Source organism: Actinomadura sp. J1-007, from assembly GCF_009793335.1.
Classification (GTDB): domain Bacteria; phylum Actinomycetota; class Actinomycetes; order Streptosporangiales; family Streptosporangiaceae; genus Spirillospora; species Spirillospora yumaensis.
In genome coordinates this window covers 1241922-1260044 of record NZ_WING01000003.1, presented here as the reverse complement: position 1 = coordinate 1260044, position 18123 = coordinate 1241922, and the positions used below count along the sequence as shown (strand labels likewise).

The 18123-nt window shown below is 72.9% G+C and carries 13 protein-coding genes and 2 pseudogenes; 5 read left to right on the top strand and 10 right to left on the bottom strand.

Annotated features, from left to right (window positions below; genetic code table 11):
• From GEV43_RS53135 to GEV43_RS46690, 3 genes are all read right to left on the bottom strand, one after another.
• Positions 1–556 (bottom strand): NAD(P)/FAD-dependent oxidoreductase (locus GEV43_RS53135; RefSeq protein WP_241684717.1); only part of this gene is annotated, 556 nt, incomplete at its 3' end.
• Positions 557–636: 80 nt separating this feature from the next.
• On the bottom strand, positions 637–2301 hold the full coding sequence (locus tag GEV43_RS46695; protein WP_160826960.1) for a multicopper oxidase family protein: 1665 nt from the start codon (positions 2299–2301) through the stop codon (positions 637–639).
• On the bottom strand, positions 2294–2800 hold the full coding sequence (locus tag GEV43_RS46690) for a hypothetical protein (RefSeq protein WP_175251219.1): 507 nt from the start codon (positions 2798–2800) through the stop codon (positions 2294–2296). Before GEV43_RS46690 ends, GEV43_RS46695 begins: the two co-directional genes overlap by 8 nt.
• A gap of 335 nt (positions 2801–3135) precedes the next feature.
• Between GEV43_RS46690 and GEV43_RS46685 the strand changes: the two genes are divergently transcribed.
• Both GEV43_RS46685 and GEV43_RS46680 read left to right on the top strand, forming a co-directional pair.
• Positions 3136–3978: an NAD(P)H-binding protein gene (locus GEV43_RS46685; protein WP_160826959.1), complete on the top strand. Its 843-nt coding sequence runs from the start codon at positions 3136–3138 to the stop codon at positions 3976–3978.
• 151 nt (positions 3979–4129) lie between these two features.
• On the top strand, positions 4130–4531 hold the full coding sequence (locus GEV43_RS46680) for a GNAT family N-acetyltransferase (protein ID WP_160826958.1): 402 nt from the start codon (positions 4130–4132) through the stop codon (positions 4529–4531).
• Positions 4532–4637: 106 nt separating this feature from the next.
• Here the strand turns inward: GEV43_RS46680 and GEV43_RS46675 are convergent, their stop codons facing one another.
• The 7 genes and pseudogenes from GEV43_RS46675 to GEV43_RS46645 form a co-directional block, all read right to left on the bottom strand.
• A complete protein-coding gene (locus GEV43_RS46675) occupies positions 4638–5648 on the bottom strand; it encodes a CU044_5270 family protein (protein WP_160826957.1) in 1011 nt (336 codons plus the stop codon).
• A complete protein-coding gene (locus tag GEV43_RS46670) occupies positions 5648–6244 on the bottom strand; it encodes an RNA polymerase sigma factor (protein ID WP_309240360.1) in 597 nt (198 codons plus the stop codon). Before GEV43_RS46670 ends, GEV43_RS46675 begins: the two co-directional genes overlap by 1 nt.
• A gap of 309 nt (positions 6245–6553) precedes the next feature.
• Positions 6554–8587 carry a trehalase family glycosidase gene (locus GEV43_RS53130; protein WP_160826956.1) on the bottom strand — a complete coding sequence of 678 codons (2034 nt, stop codon included), beginning with the start codon at positions 8585–8587 and terminating at the stop codon, positions 6554–6556.
• Between the two features lie 275 nt (positions 8588–8862).
• Positions 8863–10649 (bottom strand): annotated as a pseudogene (locus GEV43_RS46660) (beta-galactosidase); the annotation flags it as partial.
• A 128-nt stretch (positions 10650–10777) separates the two neighbouring features.
• Positions 10778–11605 (bottom strand): carbohydrate ABC transporter permease, encoded by an 828-nt coding sequence (locus tag GEV43_RS46655; protein WP_309240359.1) that lies wholly within the window; start codon positions 11603–11605, stop codon positions 10778–10780.
• 178 nt (positions 11606–11783) lie between these two features.
• Positions 11784–12155 (bottom strand): annotated as a pseudogene (locus tag GEV43_RS56915) (carbohydrate ABC transporter permease); the annotation flags it as partial.
• Positions 12156–12244: 89 nt separating this feature from the next.
• Complete coding sequence (locus GEV43_RS46645) at positions 12245–13870, bottom strand: ABC transporter substrate-binding protein (protein WP_206681765.1); 1626 nt, start codon at positions 13868–13870, stop codon at positions 12245–12247.
• 113 nt (positions 13871–13983) lie between these two features.
• Between GEV43_RS46645 and gcvPA the strand changes: the two genes are divergently transcribed.
• The 3 genes from gcvPA to GEV43_RS46630 are packed head-to-tail and all read left to right on the top strand — an operon-like array spanning position 13984 to position 18103.
• On the top strand, positions 13984–15420 hold the full coding sequence (gcvPA, locus tag GEV43_RS46640; protein ID WP_241684543.1) for an aminomethyl-transferring glycine dehydrogenase subunit GcvPA: 1437 nt from the start codon (positions 13984–13986) through the stop codon (positions 15418–15420).
• Positions 15417–17003, top strand: coding sequence for an aminomethyl-transferring glycine dehydrogenase subunit GcvPB (gene gcvPB, locus GEV43_RS46635; protein WP_160826954.1), 1587 nt, complete (start codon positions 15417–15419; stop codon positions 17001–17003). Before gcvPA ends, gcvPB begins: the two co-directional genes overlap by 4 nt.
• Complete coding sequence (locus tag GEV43_RS46630) at positions 17000–18103, top strand: NAD(+)/NADH kinase (protein ID WP_206681764.1); 1104 nt, start codon at positions 17000–17002, stop codon at positions 18101–18103. The genes gcvPB and GEV43_RS46630 overlap by 4 nt, the downstream gene beginning before the upstream one ends.
• Positions 18104–18123: the final 20 nt, after the last annotated feature.

Sequence of the window (18123 nt, the reverse complement as noted above, 5' to 3'; positions counted from 1 at the left end):
GGCGGCGGGCGAGGAGGCCGCCGATCCGGTCGCCCAGCACGGTGTAGAGGGGGGTCGGGAGCGGGTCGATGACGGTGGTGCGGTTGCCCAGGGTGCGGCTGGCCGCGGCGAGTTCGGAGCCGAGCCACCCGGCGCCGATGACGACGACGTGGGCGGCGTCGCGCAGGGCCGTTCCGAGGCGGTCGCTGTCAGCGCGGTCGCGCAGGTAGTGGACGCCGTCGAGGTCGGCGCCCGGCAGGTCGAGGCGGCGGGCACGGGAGCCGGTGGCGATCAGCACCTGGGAGAACGGGAGTTCCGTGCCGTCGGCGATCCGTACCCGTCGGGCGTCGAGGTCGAGGCCGGTGGCGGGGGCGCCGAGGGCGAGGGTGACGTCCTGGTCGGAATAGAACCGCGGTTCCAGGACGTCGAGTTCGCCGGCTTCGGTTGTGCCGAGGAGATACCCCTTGGAAAGGGCGGGACGCTGGTAGGGCAGGTGGGGTTCGTCGCCGATAAGGGTGATCGGCCGGTCGTAGCCGTGGTCGAGGCGTAGGGCCTGCGCGGCTTTCGCTCCGGCCAGGCTCGCTCCGATGATGACGATTCCGGGATCGGTGGTAATGGGAGTACTCCTTCTTGTGAGATGGGTGCGGCGTGGAGAAGTCAGATGACTTCTAGGTTGGCCATCATTCCCATGTCCTCGTGTTCGGCGTTGTGGCAGTGGAAGAGATAGCGCCCGCGGTAGCCGTCGAAACGGGTGATGATCTCCGCCGATTCGCCCGGCCGCAACGAGACGGTGTCCTTGAGGCCCGCGTCGTGCGGCAGCGGCGGCCGGCCGCTGCGCGACAGCACCCGGAAGCCGACCAGATGCAGGTGGACGGGATGGTGGACGTCGGCGACCAGCCGCCACACCTCGACCTCGCCGAGCCCGACGGTGACGTCGGAACGGGCGGGGTCGAACGGCAGCCCGCCGATCAGCCATCCGTGTCCGCCGTGCATGCGCCCCGCGCGGAAGGAGAACTCGCGCACCCGTACGGCCTCCGACCGGCGCCAGTTCGGCAGATCGTTCGACAGGACGCGCGGGACGCGGCTGTCGTCGCGCACGTTGCGCGCGACCCGGAAGGCCATCACGTCGCGGGTGCGCCCGGAGCCCAGCCGGTTGACGATCCGGACGCGGCTGCCGATCGGGACGCCCGCGAAGTCGATGACGACGTCGTAGCGTTCGGCGGGCGCGATCGGCAGGTGCGAATGGGTGACGGGCGCCGCGAGCAGGCCCTGGTCGGCGCCGATCTGGACGAGGTCGAGCCGGCGTCCGTCGTCGCCGACCGCTTCGAGGTCGTAGTGCCGGGCGTTCGAGGCGTTCAGGACGCGCAGCCGGTACCGGGCCGCGTCGACCTCGTGCACCGGCCACGGGGCGCCGTTCACCAGGATCACGTCGCCGAGGACTCCGGCGAGATAGGACCCGCGAACGCCCGGCCGTTCGCGCAGGGTGGGGTCGAGGGCCGGGTAGTCGAGGCGGCCGTCGGCGTCGAACGCGCGGTCCGCGATCATCAGGGGCAGTTCGTGTCGTCCCGCGGGCAGGCCGAGCGCCTCTTCGGCGTCGTCGCGGACGATGTGCGACCCGGCGAGCCCCCGCCAGATCGCCGGCGCGGTGAAGTCCATCCGGTGGTCGTGGTACCACAGCAGCGTCGGCCGCTGGTCCAGCGGGAACGTGTAGTCCCGCGTCAGCCTGGTCACCACCGCCCTCGGATCGTTCATGCCGTGGCCGCCCATGCCGTGGCCGCCTCCGCCGTGCGTTCCGTGGCCGTTCATGGCGGGGTGCGGCTTGGCGGGAGCGGCTTCCGGCCAGCCGGCCGGCAGGACGAGGTCGGTCGGGTACCCGTCGGAGGCCGCCGGGGTCCGTCCGCCGTGCAGGTGCACGACGGTCGGCACGGGCAGTTCGTTGCGGTGGGCCACGGTGACCGGCCGGCCGCGGCGCGACTCGATCGTCGGCCCGGGGAACGTGCCCCCGTACGTCCACAGCGGCGTCCTGACCCCGGGCAGGATCTCCAGGGACGCCTCGCGCTGGGTGATCTCGTAACGGTCGATGCCGCCCGAGGTGCTGACCGGTTTCAGTACGGGGGGAAGTGGCAGCGGCACCTGGAACGGGGGCGGGAGCGGCACGGCGCTGCGCAGCTCGGCGCCGGTGGCCGAGGGACGGCGGGACAGCGCGGCGGCGGTCGACAGCCCGGTGGCCGCCATCAGCCCGAGCGCCCCGCCGATGCCCAGCACCTGGCGCCGGGCCATGCCGCGCGCACTTCTGGATCGTTCGTCGGGCTGCTCACTCATCGTCGGCCTCCTGCTGTTCCGGTTCGTCCGCGGTCTGCGTTCGTTCGCGCGGGGGACGCGGTGCCCGCGGGACGGGGCGCAGGGGCCGGAGCCACACGGCGATGAACAGGACGGCGAGCGCGACGATCGTCATCACTCCCAGGGGGAGGTGCAGCCACAGCGCGCCGTCCAGACCGGCGAAGTACTGCACCGTCTCGGCCGCCACCAGGCCGATCGTGGTGACGAACGGCCAGGCCAGGCGCAGCCGGGACCAGACCGCGATCGCCACGATCACCTGGAGGTAGCCGATGGAGGTGACGGCGTTGGCGCCGGCCGCATGCCAGCTCAGGCCGTCGTAGTCGCCGCTCAGGTACACCCCGGCGAACACCGGCTGACCGAGGATCGCGAGCGCGTGCGCGCTGACGACGGCCCGGAGCACCCACCCGGCGGGGCCCGTCCGTCGCGCGGCGCCGGACCGTTCAGGTACGGCCGGACGGGTTCTGTCGGCTGCCGTGGCCATGGGACGCCCTCCTCGCTCTTCCTCGACTCGCGACCGCCCACGACGTTATGGCTCCAGAGCTATCCTGTCTAAGATCTGTATTGCTATGGCGTTATGTAACGGAAGGCATGATCGTGGCGCCGGGGCCCCCGCACTCCGGCCTCGGGAGGAGGGAAGCGTTGGATCTGGACGTGCGCTCGCGGGCGGGAACGGCCAGCAGGGGACGGTCCAACTCCGGCGCCGGGTGATCGGGGGTGAGCGGGTTTGTGGGCCGGATCACTTTCCTCGGGTGTCACAGGTGACGGTGCGGGCCGCCTCTAGGGAGGAAAGACCGCACAACCCGGAAGGCGCACGCCATGATCATGATCACTGGAGCGACCGGAAGCGTCGGACGACAGGCCGTGGACCTGCTGCTCGGGCAGGGGGCCGAGGTGGTGGCGGTGACCCGCGATCCGTCCGACGCCGCGCTGCCTGAACGGGCCCGGGTGGTGTGCGGCGACCCTTCGCGCCCGCACACGCTGGACGCGGCGCTCCACGACGTGGACGCCGTGCTGATCAGCCCGCGCGCCACAGGATCCGGGCTGAAAGAGCTGCTGGAACTGGCGGCTGAACGGGGCGTACGGCGGGCGGTGCTGCTGTCTGCCATCACCGTCGCGCATCCGGCGGGAGAACCCCGCTTCGCCCAGCAGTACAAGGACGCCGAAGGGCTGGTCATGGGTTCCGGCCTGGAATGGACGATGCTGCGGCTGGCCGACTTCGCCGCGAACGCGCTGGCCTGGGCACCGCAGATCACATCCACTGGCGTGGTGCGGGGCGCCTATGCCCGTGCGGCCACCTCGCCGATCCACGAACGGGACATCGCGACGGTCGCCGTCCAGGCTCTGCGGACCGGCGAGCACGCCGGGGCGGCCTACACCCTCACCGGCCCGCAATCCCTGGACCAGCCCGCCAAGGTACGGCTGATCGCCGAGGCCGTCGGCCAGGACGTGACGTTCGAGGAGATGCCCGCCGAGCACGTGCGCAGAGCCATGATCGCCCAGGGGCTGCCGGAGGAGATCCCCGACCGGCTGCTCGGATCGCTGGCCGACTACGCCAAGAACCCGGGCCCCACGACCGACACCGTGGAGAAGCTGGTCGGACGTCCCGCACTGACGTTCGCCGACTGGGCCCGCGAGAACGCTGCCGCGTTCCGCCGCTGACCCCGGCCCCCGCGTCCCTCCGCCCGCGACGTTGGCGTGAACGAGATCGTCGTGCGGCCGGCCCGCCGACGTTAAGTCCACGACGCCGTACGCGACGAACAATCGCTGGTCAGCTCTCGGCCTCCGAAGGGACCCGTCATAGGATGCGGCGGTGTCGATCACTTATGAATGGCGTGGCGATTTCGAGAACGCGGACCTCAACGCTCTTCACGCGGAAGGGTTCGACCACGTTCCGCTGGACATCGACTGGCACGCCCAGGTGCACCGCCACAGTCTCGGGTGGGTGTGCGCGCGGCGGGACGGCGCGCTGGTCGGCTTCGTGAACGTGGCCTGGGACGGCGGGGTGCACGCGTTCGTCCTCGACACCGTGGTCGCGCGGGAACGGCGCGGGACCGGTATCGGGGCCGGACTCGTCGCCGCCGCGGTCCGGGGCGCCCGTGCGGCGAAGTGCGAATGGCTGCACGTCGACTTCGACGACCACTTGCGGGCGTTCTATTTCGACGCCTGCGGGTTCAAGCCCACGGACGCGGGGCTCATCGACCTTTCCGGCTGAACGAACGGATCGGTGCCCGGAGGGCAGCGCATGGGTGCCGGGCGGGAAAGGGGGACGGGCCCTCGGAGTGTGCGGCGAGGGCCCCGCCGGGGGAGTGGGGGAGGGGTCAGGAGCGTTGGCCGGCGTGGTCGACGATCTTCTGGTCCAGGCGGGCGGACCAGCCGAGGACGGTGCCCGGGCGGGTGGTGATCTTCTTGCCGCCGTCCAGGGTGACCTCCCGGGGGCGCGCGACCTCCTGGCGGGTGCCGAGGTAGCGGTAGGTGCGCGGCTCCAGGATGATGCTGACGCGTTCGCCGAGGCCGTCCACGAAGGCGAACGCCTCGCCGCGGCGGCCCGCGGCGTCGGCCACGTCGTGCCGGAGCCGTACGCCGCGGAGCTTCGGGAGCGCCCGGAACACGGCGGCGCGCAGCTTGGGCGGCGACGGGTCGTCCAGGATGTGGCTCATCATCTCGAAGACGTCCTCGGGGCCCGTTTCGCCGACCTGGTTGGGGTAGCGCGAGTTCTGGAGGCGGCGCAGGAGGGCGTCCGGGTCCGTGGGCAGGGTGTGGTAGTTGCCCAGGTTGTAGAGGGGACCGCCGCCCACCATCGTGGCGGCGGGGCCACCGCTCCCCTTCTTGGCCAGGTCCCCGGACTCGCCGATCACCCGCAACTCGCCCTTCATGGAGATGTAGGCCGAGGACTTCCCGTCGACCCGGTTCCACATCTCGGAGGTCTCCTGCTTCTTGCCGAGGTCCACGCCCTTCCACCAGGTGTTCATGTCGTAGCCGCCCGCGGAGAGGAAGCGGGAGTACACCCACTGCTTCGGTCCCGGCGCCTGGTAGGGCGCCGCCTCGGCGGCTCTGGCGGCGCGGTCGCCGAGTTCGGCGGCGCCGGCGAGCTGTACGCCCGACTTCGAGCCGCCCACGGTCTGCACGACGGTGACGCCGGCCGCGGTCGCCACGGCGAGGCCGCCGACGAGTCCGACGCGCAGCACGGTACGGCGCGCGGCGGGCCGCCGCTCGGGCGGCGCGGGCTCGGCGGCCATCGCCCTGAGGCGGTCGCGGACGGAGTCCTCGACGGCGGCCGGCATCGTCGCCGCGGGGCTCCGCAGCTCCCTGATCATCTTGAGGTCGTCCATCACAGCTCCTCGGCCGTCGGGTCGGTGTCGCCGAACGCGGCCCGGACCTTCCGCCGGGCCCGGTTGAGGCGCGAGCGCACGGTGCCGACCGGCACATCGAGCGCGCACGCGACCTCCTCGTAGGTGAGGTCGGCCCAGGCGACGAGCAGCAGCACGTCGCGGTCCCGCCGGTGCAGGCGCGCGATCGCGCCCGCCAGGCGGCGCTCCTCGGCCTCGGCCGCGACCCGCCGTACGACACGGTCGGCGAGCGGCTCCGGCAGCGGGTCCGCACCGGTGCGTTGCAGGGTCCTGTAGTACTTCTCCTCGGTGCGGCGGTGCCGGGCCATCAGGTTCGTGGCGATCCCGTACAGCCACGGCCGCGCCAGCGAACGGCTCCGGTCGTACGAGGCGCGCTGCCGGAACGCGGCGAAGAACGTCTCGGCGACGATGTCCTCGGCGGCCTGCGCGCCCAGCCGCCGGGCGGCGTAGTCGTAGATCTGCCGGCCGTACCGGTCGAACAGGGCCGAGAAGCACTCCGGCTCGGTCAGGGACCGCGATATCACCCCGGCGTCGTCGAGTTCCCCCGCCGTTTCCGGGCCGATCGCGGCCGCGGTCACGGGGAGCCCCGGTGCTCGTGCGTCATGGTGTCCTTCCGTTTCGGGGACGGGCACTGGTTGTTTCCAAGCACGGGCGAACGGGTTCACGCGCGGGCGGCCGCCGGATGCGTGTGCGGATCCTAAGCGACGTGGAACGGACCGGCTCCGACGGACGGACGGGCCGGGAAGACCTCGGGCGCGGCATGGCCCGCCGCGCCGAAGCGTTCCGCGACAGCGAAGCGTTCCGCGGCGGCGCCCCTTCTCATGGCGGTCCCGCCCGGCGCGGGTGCGCGGGGCGGGACCGTGTCGATCGTTCTCCGGTGCCGCCGGTCAGCGGCCGTCGAAGGCCAGCAGCAGCGCCGCCGACCAGCTGAAGTTGGTGGAGTTCAGCGGCGCGCCGGTGCTCGGGTCGTAGTTCTCCATGATCGGCCGGTCGCCGAGGAGGCCGGACGCGGAGGAGCGCAGCCGGTCGGCGAGCGTCCGCGCGTCGCGGCGGTAGCCGTACTCGCGCAGCCCCGCGAGGGAGAAGTACGCCTGGTCCAGCCAGACCGGCCCGCGCCAGTACTGCGTCGGCCGGAAGTACGGCGAGCTCTTCGCCACGGTCGCGAACGGCACCTTCGTGGCGAACTCCTCCGGGTCCACCAGCCTGCCCCGCACCGCGGCGGCCTGCGGCCGCGACGCGACGCCCGCCCACAGCGGGATCGCGCCCTCGATGCCCCGGCCCCGCGCGGTCAGCGGCTTCCCCGACGCGAGGCCGGAGTCGTAGAAGAACGCGGTGGACGGGTCGTACATGCGCTCCCGGACGAGCGCGGCCAGCTTCCCGGCCTGCTCCTCGTAGCGGCGGGCGGCCTTCCGGTCGCCGAGCCGTGCGGCGATGCGGGCCAGGTAGCGCTTGTCGGCGACCAGGTAGGCGTTGAGGTCCACCGACTCCTGGTCGAGCGAGTAGCCGACCAGCCGCCCGTCCCGGTCCCGGTTCTCGACCATGGCGGCGCCGAGCGCGGCGTCGAAGCGCGGCGCGTTGTCCATGCCGCTCTCCCACGCCGCCGCGAGCCGCCGCTGCTCCGCGCTGTCGTTGGCGGGGTCGACGGTCGCGCCGTACTCGGCGAGCCCGTCGTGGTCGTGGTCCCGGTTGGCGTACCACCAGGCGTGGTAGGCGGCGAGCTTCGGATACATCTCGCGCAGGAACGCCCTGTCGCCGTCGCGCCGGTAGGTCTCCCACACCGCCCAGGCGGCCAGCGGCGGCTTGCTGTTGCGCTCGTTCCAGTTGCCGCCGCCGCGCGCCGGGTCGTTGTAGAAGACGGCGTCGGGCACCATCCCGGCGTCCTGCGGACGGGTCGCGGACGCCGCCGTCACCTGGTGGTCGAACATCGACCTGATCTGCGAACGGGCCAGCGCGGGCGCGAAGCGGCTCACGCCGACCGCCTGCTTCCAGGTGTCCCACGCCCAGAAGCCGCCGGTGAACCACTTGTACGAGATGGACGGGGTGACGCCGTCGTGCTTCAGCATCCCGGCGGCGCTGCGCCAGTTGGTGACGAGCGTCTCGACCGACTTCACGGCGAGCCGCCTGCGGTCCGCCGGGACGCCGCGCGTCGCGCCCGCCACGTACCCCCTCCAGCGCGCGTCCCCGGCCGCGACCGCGCGTTCCGGCGAGCGCAGCAGGCCCGCGACGGCGCGCTGCTCGCCGCGCCGCTCGGCCTCGGTGAACGTGTACGTCTCCGTCCAGGTCAGCGCCGCGCGCCCGTGCGCCGGAACGGTCACGGGCCGGGCCGTCCTCGTCTCGTACGCGTCGCCCTTCACCGTCGTCCGCACGGGGTCCGCGTGGGCGACCTCGAAGCGCTCGGTGCCGTCGGTCAGGTAGTCCCACTGCTCGCGGACCTTCGCGAAGCCGACCGCGACGCCGCGCGGGGTCGCCGCCAGCGACGGCGCGCCCTTCATCGGCTCGGTCGCGGGACGCAGCAGCTCACCCGTCCAGGACACGTCGAGCGAGCGCCTCCCGCGGCCCCGGTTCTCGACGTACGCGCGCACGAGCGCGCTGCGGGCGCTGGCGAAGCGCAGCTCCAGCGTGAGCCGCAGGCCGTCCACGTCGTACGACTGGCGCAGCAGGCCGGGCAGCGCGGTCAGCACCGGGCGGCGCGCCGCGGCGAGGTCGATCGGCCTGCCGCCCTCGCTGAGCCGGATCCTGCTGAACGTCCTGCTCAGCCACCAGGGGTACTCCTGGGCGATGTAGAGGGGCCCGGAGAACCCTCCGTAGGAGGCCGTGTCGCCGACCTTCGGCAGGGCGTACGCGTGCCAGGCGCCCTGGTCGGCGAAGACGTTGACCTCGTTGACCTCGGCGGGCTTCGCCGCCGTCGGCACGCCGTGCATGTCGAGCACGTCGGCGTACGCGCCGTTCGGCCGGTCCGGCCCCGACGCCCGGGCGGGCGCGGGGACAGCGTCGCGGCGAGGACGGAGCCGAGCGCGAGCCCGGTCCCGGCGGCGATCGTGGTGAGGGCGTGGGGGATGTCCTCATGATGACCTTCTGTCGTGGTGGGGCGTTCCGGGCTCCGCCGCCGCGGGCTCCGCCGTTCTGACCACCGCCGCCCGAGCGGGGCGAGCCGCAGCTCGCCGCGCACGGCGGCGCCGGTCAGCAGGTCGGCGCCGTCGAGGCCGCGGACGGTCGCGTGGCCGTCGCCGTGGTTGAGCAGGAACAGGTAGGGGCCGCGCCGCGTCGCCTCGACGCCCGGCGGCACGTCGTGGACGGGCCGGACGCCCGCCGCGTCCAGCGCCGCGCCGAGCACCGCGTCCAGCGCGCCGGGCAGGTGGCAGCTCACGTACCAGGCCGTCCCGGCGCCGTGCGCGTTGCGGGTGACGGCGGGCCGCCCGGCGAGCGGCCCCGAGGCGTACGGGGCGAACGTCTCGGCCGTCGTGGTGTCGAGCCACTCGCTCCACAGCGTCGCGTGCCCGAGCGTCGCGACCTCCACCGACTCCCCGTCGGGGATGGGCCAGAACTCGTCCACGACGATCCCGAGCGCGTCCCGCAGCGGAGCCGGATAGCCGCCGAGGTGGATGTGGTCGTTCTCGTCGACGATCCCGCTGAAGAAGCCGCACACCAGATGGCCGCCGCCCGCGACGTACCGGGTCAGCGACTCGGCCGTCGCGTTCCGCAGCAGGTACAGGTTGGGCGCGAGCACCAGCCGGTACGGCTCCAGGTCCGCGTCCGGCGGGACGAAGTCGACCGCGGCGCCGTTGCGCCACAGCGCCGCGTACCACGCCGACGTCAGCTCCTTCAGGTCGAGCCGCAGCGACGGGTGGTCGTCCTGCTCCAGCGCCCACCAGGAGTCCCAGTCGAGCACGATCGCGGTGTCGGCGGCCGTACGGCTGCCCGCGACCTCCGCGAGCCGGGCCAGCTCCCGGCCGAAGCGCACCGTCTCGGCCCACCCGCGCGAGGCCGTCCCGCCGTGCGGCAGCAGCGCGCTGTGGTACTTCTCCGCGCCCGCCCGGGACGCGCGCCACTGGAAGTACATGACCCCGTCGGCGCCGTGCGCGACCGTCTGCAACGACCACAGCCGTTGCAGGCCGGGGCGCTTCGGCACGTTCACCGGCCGCCAGCTCACCGCCGAGGCGGCCTGCTCCAGCAGCAGCCAGGGGCGCCCGCCCTTGAGCGACCGCATCAGGTCGTAGTTCATCGCCGCCGTGACGTGCGCCTCGGGGTCGGCCGGGTCGGGGTACGCGTCGTCCGATACCAGGTCCTCGTGCGCCGCCCACTCCCAGTAGTCCAGGGGCTTGAACATCGACATGAAGTTGGTCGTGACCGGGACGCCCGGGGAGACCTCGTCCAGCACGGCCTTCTCGGCCATGTGGCAGGCCAGCAGCGCGTCCGAGCAGAACCGGCGCCAGTCGAGCGTCTGGGTCGGGTTGACCGGGCCGGGCGCGGTGCGCGGCGGCTCGATCTCCTCCCACGCGCCGTACCGCTGCGACCAGAAGTCCGTGCCCCACGCGGCGTTCAGCGCGCCGACGTCGCCGTAGCGGTCGCGGAGCCAGCGGCGGAAGTCGGCCGCCGACACCTCGCAGAAGCACTCGGTGACATGGTCGCCGTACTCGTTGTGGATGTGCCACAGGGCCAGCGCGGGGTGGCCCTCGTAGCGTTCGGCGATCGCGCGCGCGAGCCGTACCGCCGCCTCCCGGTACGCGGGGAGGACGGGCAGTAGTGCTGCCGCGAGCCGAACTCCAGCCGCACGCCGTCCGCGGTCACCGGCAGGATCTCCGGGCGCGCGCGGACGAGCCAGGCGGGCGGCGAGGCCGTCGCCGTCGCCAGGTCCACGGCGATGCCGTGCCCGTGCAGCAGGTCCATCAGCCGGTCCAGCCAGCCGAAGTCCCAGGCGTCCGGGCCGGGCTGGAGCCGCGCCCACGAGAACACCCCGACGGTGACCATGGTGACGCCCGCCTCGCGCATCAGCGCGGCGTCCTCCGCCCAGACCTCCTCAGGCCACTGCTCGGGGTTGTAGTCCCCGCCGTACAGCAGCCCCGCCACCCGCGTCAGCGTCTCGCGTGACCGGTGCACCGTTGCCTCACCTCTCATCCCTTGACCGCGCCGCCGAGGAGGCCCGCGATGAACTGCCGCTGGAAGACGAAGAAGACGATCATGATCGGGAGGGTGGCGATGAACGACCCGAGCATCAGCCCCGAGTAGTCCACCCTGGTCAGGCCGATCATCGTGTTGAGCGCGATCGGCACCGTGTACTTGTCCTCGGTGTTGAGCATCAGCAGCGGCCAGATGAAGCTGTTCCACTGCGTCATGAACGTGAAGATGACGAGCGCGCCGAGCTGCGGGCGCACGCCCGGCAGCACGATCCGGTAGAAGATCCGCAGGTCGCCCGCGCCGTCCATCCGGGCCGACTCGATCAGCTCGTCCGGGAAGCCGAGGAACGCCTGGCGCATCAGGAAGATGCCGAACGCGTTCGCCAGGAACGGCAGGATCACGGCCTGGTAGGTGTCGGTCCAGCCGAGGTTCGCCATCATCTGGAACAGCGGGACGAGCAGCACCTGCATCGGGATCATCATCGTCGCGAGGATGACGCCGAGCAGCAGCCCGCGGCCCCGGAAGCGGTACTTGGCCAGGCCGTACCCGCACATCGCGGAGATCAGCCCGCTGAGCACCGTGTAGACGGCGGCGATGCCGACGCTGTTGGCCATCACCCGGGCGAACCCGTGCTCGCTCTCCAGCCGCGACAGGTTGCGCGTCAGCTCCCCGCCGGGGAAGAACGGCGGCGGCGACCGGAACAGCTCGGAGGTGTCGTGGGTGGCCGCGACGGCCATCCAGTAGAACGGCACCAGGCTGACCACGACGCCGGCGGCCAGCAGCGCGTACGCGCCGGCGCGGCCGAGGATGCGGGGGCTGATCACGCGCGCTCCCTTCCGAGCAGCCGGAACTGCACCAGGGAGACCAGGGCGATGAGCGCCACGACCACCCAGGCGATCGCGGCGGCGTAGCCGAAGTCCATCTGGTCGAAGCCGACCTTGTAGAGGTAGAGGACGGGGTCATGGTGGCGTTGTCGGGCCCGCCCCGCGTCAGCACGTAGTTCTCGTCGAAGAGCTGGAGCGTGCCGATCGTCGAGGTGATCGTGCAGAACAGGATCACGGGCCTGAGCTGCGGGACGATCACGCGGGTGAACGTGGTGAACGCCCCGGCCCCGTCGATCGCCGCGGCCTCGTACTGCTCCCGGCCGACGCCCTGGAGCCCGGCCAGCAGGATCACGGCGTTGTAGCCCGTCCACCGCCAGGTGATGGACAGGATCAGCGAGATCCTGGACCAGGCGGTGTCGTTCAGCCAGTCGACCGGCCCGAACCCGAACATCCCGATGAACTGGTTGGCCGCGCCGCCGTCGGTCTTCAGCAGCACCCGGAACACCACCGAGTACGCCACGAGCGTGGTCACCGCGGGCAGGAAGTACATCAGCCGCCACCCGCCGCGGAACCGCAGCCACGAGGCGTTGAGCACTCCGGCCAGCACCAGCGCCAGGCCGATCATCACCGGGACCTGGATCAGCAGCAGCAGGCCGGTGTTGACGAGCGACTGGAGCAGCACGGGGTCGTCGAGCATCCGCCGGTACTGGGCGAGCCCGACCCACACCGTGGCGCCGTCCCGTTCGGACGTGAAGCTCTGCCACAGGCTGGCGCCCAGGGGTAGGCGAAGAAGGCGACGAAGAGGACGGCCGCGGGTCCGGCGAACACCCAGTGCGTGAGCCGGAGGCGGCGCCGTTGCGGGGGCGCGTCGTCGTGGGGCAGGACGGCGCGTGTGCGCGTCTGGACGGCCATGGCCCTAGGCGGCGATCTCGCGGCCGGTGGCGGACGCGATCTGCTCGGCCGTCGAGCCGAGCGTCTTCTTCGGGTCCTTGCCGCGCAGCAGCACGCCGCCGTTGGCCGACCAGACGAGCTCGGCCGCCTTCGCGTGGTCCTTGGTGTAGTCGATCGGGGGATCGACCGGACGAGGTCGGCGAACGTCTTGTTGACCGGCTGCCCGCCGAAGTAGTCGCTGGGCTTGGCCAGGTACGGGTCCTGGAGCGCGGGCAGGAAGGCCGGGAACAGCCCCTCGTGCTGGAGCATCGAGACCTGGTTGGCGCTGTCGGCCAGGATGAACTGGGTGAACGCCCAGGCCGTCCGCGCGTTCCCGGTCTGCGCGGTCACCGCGAGCAGCGAGCCGCCGTTGTTGGACGTGCGGACCCCTCCGGCGTCGAACGCGGGCAGCGGGACGACGCCGAACTTGCCCTTCAGCTCCTTCATCTCGCCGGTCAGCGTCCCGGCCCACCACGCCGCGTACGGCGCGGTCGCGATCTTGCCCTCCTTGGTCGCGGTGACGTAGCCGTCCCAGCCGCGCTCGAACGCGATCAGGTCCTTGTCCCTGAGCGTCTTCAGCAGCGTCATCGCGCGCAGGGCCTGCGGGGTCCCGACCGCGACCTTGCCGTCCTTGAAGTAGCCCTGCCCCTGCTGCTGGAGGAGCAGCAGGAACGTGTTGTCCTCGGCGTTGTCGAGGGCGAGCAGCTTCTTGCCGGTCTTGGCCTTGATCTGCTCGCCCGCGCGGACGTAGTCGTCCCACGTCCGGAGCGCGTTCGGGTCGACGCCCGCCTCCTGGAAGTGGTCGCGGCGGTAGTACAGCGCGCACGGCCCGGTGTCCCAGGGCAGCGCGAGCACCCGCCCTTTCTCGTCGGACGCGGTGCGCCAGGCCGCCTGGTCGAAGCGGTCCTTGTACGGGCCCGCGAGCGCGGTCAGGTCGTAGAAGCCGGACGGGAAGTTGCCGATGAAGCTCTGTACGCGCGGGCCCTCGACCGTGGTGATGTCGGGCAGTCCCTTGCCCGACTTCAGCCCGACCGTGATCTTGTCGTAGGCGTTGTCGTAGCCGATGTCGACGATGTCGACCGTGACACCGGGGTGGCGCCGCTCGAACTCGGGGGCCAGGCGCTTGAGCGCCGTCGCGGCCACGTCCCAGGACCAGACCGTGAGGTGTCCCTTGACCGCGGTCGCAGAGGCCCCGGCGTCCAGCTTCGGGCCGTCCCGCCTCGTTCCCGTGCCTCCCGCGGCGCAGCCGCTCGCGGCCAGGACCGCCGTGGCGGCGCCCGCGACTCCGGCGGCCAGTATCGACCGTCGTGTCGGTTGTATCCGGTTGGTTCGCACCCTTGCCTCCTGACACCGGAATGCTGAATGCTGTATACAGCACACCGAATGCCGTGTTTGCGTCAAGAGTTTGGCGAGAAGGCTTGCGAGAAGCTTTCGGGAAGCGGGGAGCATTGACCGGTCAGCGAGAACCCTTCGTCCATCCGTACATCCCGAACTCGGTCCCCGAGACCAAGCGCGCGATGCTCGCCGAGGTCGGGGCCGCGAGCGTGGAGGAGTTCTACGCGGACGTGCCCGAGAGCATCCGGCTGCGGCGCCCGCTCGACCTGCCCGCGCCGCTGCGCTCGGAGGCGGCGCTCGCCCGGCACGTCGGCGGGCTGCTCGCCCGCAACCGCAGCGCGCGCGACACCCTGAGCTTCCTCGGCGCGGGCGTCTACCAGCACCACGTCCCCGCCGTCGTGGACGAGGTCGTCAACCGCAGCGAGTTCCTGACGGCGTACGCGGGCGAGCCGTACGAGGACCACGGCCGGTTCCAGGCGCTCTGGGAGTACCAGTCGCTCATGGGCGAGCTGCTGGAGGCCGACGTCGTGACCGTTCCGGTCTACGACGGCTTCCAGGCGGCCGGCACCGCGCTGCGCATGGCCGGGCGGATCACCGGCGCCCGGCGGCTGCTGGTCGCGTCGGCGGTCGCGCCGGACAAGCTCTCGAAGATCGAGGACTACGTCCGGCCGGTGCACGACGTCGTGGTCGTCCCGGTGTCGCCCGCGACGGGCCTGGCCGACCTGGACGCCGTCCGCGCCGAGCTGGCCGCGGGCGACGTCGCCGCCGTCTACGCCGAGGCGCCGTCCGCGCTCGGGCTCGTCGACCCGGCGCTGCCCGCGCTCGGCGAGGCCGCGCACGGGGCGGGCGCCCTCTACGTCGTCGGCTGCAACCCCATGTCGCTCGGCGTCGTCGCGCCGCCCGCGTCGTACGGCGCGGACATCGCCTGCGGCGACGTGCAGCCGCTCGGCGTGCACATGAGCTTCGGCGGCGGCAACGCCGGGTTCATCGCGACCCGGGACGAGGAGCGGTTCGTCGCCGAGTTCCCCTCGCGGCTGTTCGGCGTCGCGCCGACCTCGGTCGAGGGCGAGTGGGGCTTCGGCGACGTCGCCTACGACCGCACCTCGTTCGCGCTGCGCGAGGAGGGCAAGGAGTGGGTCGGCACCGCCGCCGCGCTCAACGGCATCACCGCCGGGGTCTACCTCGCGGTGATGGGCCCCCAGGGGATGCGCGAGATCGGAGAGACGATCATGGCGCGCACCCGCTACGCGATGAACCGGCTCGCCGAGGTCCCCGGCGTCGAGCTCCCGTACGCGGGCGCCGCGCACTTCGCCGACTTCGCCGTGCGGTTCACCGGCACGGCGACCGTCGCGGAGATCAACGACGGCCTGCTCGAACGCGGGATCTTCGGCGGCTCCCCCCTGCCCGGCTCCTACGCCCCCGCGCGGGACGGCGCGGCGCCCCGCCGCGGCGCCCCGTCCGAGACCGACGCCCTGTACTGCGTCACCGAAGTCCACAGCAAGGACGACATCGACCGTCTGGCCGCCGCCCTGGAGGAGCTCGTCAAGTGAGGACCGCCCCCGTCTCCGTCACCCCCGCCGACGCGAAGATCGGCCCCAAGCCGCCGCTGCGCCGCTTCCACCAGGCGCGCTGGGACGAGCCGCTGCTGTTCGAGCTGTCCACCCCCGGCGAGCGCGGCGTCCTCGTGCCCGAACCGGAGGTCCCCCTCGACGGCGCCGTGCCGAACGAGCTGCCGGACGCGCTGCGCCGGACGGCCCCGCCCGCCCTGCCGGAGCTGTCGCAGCTGCACGTCCTGCGGCACTACCTGCGGCTCTCCCAGGAGAACCTCGGCGCCGACCTCAACATCGACGTCGGCCAGGGCACCTGCACGATGAAGTACAGCCCGAAGATCAACGAGCAGTTCGCCCGCGACCACCGGGTCGCCGAGCTGCACCCGCTCCAGGACGAGCGGACCGTGCAGGGCGTGCTGGAGATCGTGCACCGGCTGGAGGGGATGCTCGCCGAGATCTCAGGGATGGACCGGGTCTCGCTCCAGCCGGGCGCGGGCTCGGCGGCGATCTACGCCAACGTCGCGATGATCCGCGCGTACTTCGCCGACCGCGGCGAGCTGGACCAGCGCGACGAGGTCATCACCACGATCTTCTCGCACCCGTCCAACGCCGCCTGCGCCAAGACCGCCGGGTTCAAGGTCATCACCCTCTACCCGGACGCCGACGGCTACCCCGACCTGGAGGCCCTCAAGGCCGCGGTCGGCCCCCGGACCGCCGCGCTGCTCATCACCAACCCCGAGGACACCGGGATCTTCAACCCCCGGATCGAGGAGTTCGTCCGGACCGTGCACGAGGCGGGCGGGCTCGCCTGCTACGACCAGGCCAACGCCAACGGCATCCTCGGCATCACCCGCGCCCGCGACGCCGGGTTCGACCTGTGCCACTTCAACCTGCACAAGACGTTCTCGACCCCGCACGGCTGCGGCGGCCCGGGGGCGGGCGCGTGCGGCGTCTCCGAGGCGCTCGTGCCGTACCTGCCGAGGCCGACCGTCGAGTTCGACGGGACCGCGTACCGGCTCGACGACGACCGGCCCGGCTCCGTCGGGAAGGTCCGGCCGTTCTACGGGGTCGTCCCGAACCTCGTCCGCGCGTACGCGTGGATCATGTCGCTCGGCGCCGAGGGGCTGCGCGAGGTGGCCGAGGTCGCGGCGCTCAACAACAACTACCTGATGAAGAAGGTCCTGGAGATCCGCGGCGTGTCCGCCCCGTACGCCGAGGGCCGCCGGCGCGTCGAGCAGGTGCGCTACAGCTGGGCCGAGCTCGCCGAGGACACCGGCGTGCACAGCGAGGAGATCGGCCTGCGCGCCGCCGACTTCGGCACGCACTACTGGACGAGCCACCACCCGTACGTGGTGCCGGAGCCGATGACCCTGGAGCCGACCGAGTCGTACTCCAAGGCCGACCTGGACGAGTACGCCGCGATCCTCGCCGAGGTGGCGCGCGAGGCGTACGACGACGCCGAGGCCGTCCGGACCGCGCCGCACCGCTCCACCGTGCACCGGGTCCGCGAGGAGACGCTGGAGGACCCGGCGACCTGGGCGGTCACCTGGCGCGCGTACCGCAGGAAGATCCTCGGCGCGTGAGGTTCGGTCTGGTGGTCAACCCGGTCGCCGGGCTCGGCGGCCGGGCCGGCCTGAAGGGCAGCGACGGCGCGGCCGTCCAGGCGCGCGCCCGCGCGCTAGGGGCCCGGCCCCGCGCGTCGGAGCGGGCCGCGCTCGCCCTGGCCGAGCTGCGCGCCCGGCTCGGCGGCGTCCCGCCCGTCCTGACCGCCGCCGGGCCCATGGGCGCCGACGCGGCCGGGGCGGCGGGCGCGGCCTTCGAGGTCCGCTACGAGCCGGGCGACCCGACCGCGCCCGCCGACACCCGCGCCGCCGCGCGGGCGCTCGCCCCGCTCGTGGACCTGCTGCTGTTCGCGGGCGGGGACGGGACGGCGCGCGACGTGCTCGACGCCGTGGGCGCGTCCGTGCCCGTCCTCGGCGTGCCGACCGGCGTGAAGATGCACTCGGCGGTGTTCGGGGTGAGCCCGCGCGCCGCCGGGGAGGCCGCGGCGGCCATGGCGTCGGGCGGCGTGCCGCTCCGCGACGCCGAGGTCATGGACCTGGACGAGGAGTCGGTCCGGCAGGGCCGCGTGTCGGCCCGCCTGTACGGGCACCTGCGGGTGCCGGACGTCCCGGTCCGGATCCAGCAGCGCAAGACGGGCAGCTCGGCGCCGTCGCCCGGCTCGGTCGAGGGCATCGCCGCGGAGCTGGCCGCCCGCGTCCCGCCGTCCGACCTGCTCGTCCTCGGGCCCGGGAGCACGACCCGGGCCGTCGCCGCCGCGCTCGGCGCGGACGTCCCCGTGATGGGCGTCAACGCCCTGCGCGGCGGGACGGCGGTGGCGACCGACCTTCCGGCCGAGCCGCTCGCCGCCCTCGCCCGTTCCGGCCCCGCCTGGGTCGCGGTGACCCCGATCGGCGGGCAGGGGTTCCTGCTCGGCCGGGGCAACCAGCAGATCTCCCCGGAGACCCTGCGCGCCGCCGGCCGCGACCGGCTGCTCGTCGTCGCCACCGAGGCGAAGCTCGCCGCGCTCGGCGGCCGCCCGCTCCTGGTCGACACCGGGGACGACGAGCTGGACCGCGAGCTGGCCGGCCATGTCCGCGTCATCACCGGGCGGAGCCGCACCGCCGTGTACCCCGTCCGCTGACACCCGTCCGACGAAGGAGA

Coding starts and splice junctions, on each gene's coding strand:
- GEV43_RS46690 (WP_175251219.1), bottom strand. CDS start 2,800: ATGGCCACGGCAGCCGACAGAACCCGTCCGGCCGTACCTGAACGGTCC.
- GEV43_RS46695 (WP_160826960.1), bottom strand. CDS start 2,301: ATGAGTGAGCAGCCCGACGAACGATCCAGAAGTGCGCGCGGCATGGCC.
- GEV43_RS53130 (WP_160826956.1), bottom strand. CDS start 8,587: ATGCACGGCGTGCCGACGGCGGCGAAGCCCGCCGAGGTCAACGAGGTC.
- GEV43_RS46685 (WP_160826959.1), top strand. CDS start 3,136: ATGATCATGATCACTGGAGCGACCGGAAGCGTCGGACGACAGGCCGTG.
- GEV43_RS46675 (WP_160826957.1), bottom strand. CDS start 5,648: ATGGACGACCTCAAGATGATCAGGGAGCTGCGGAGCCCCGCGGCGACG.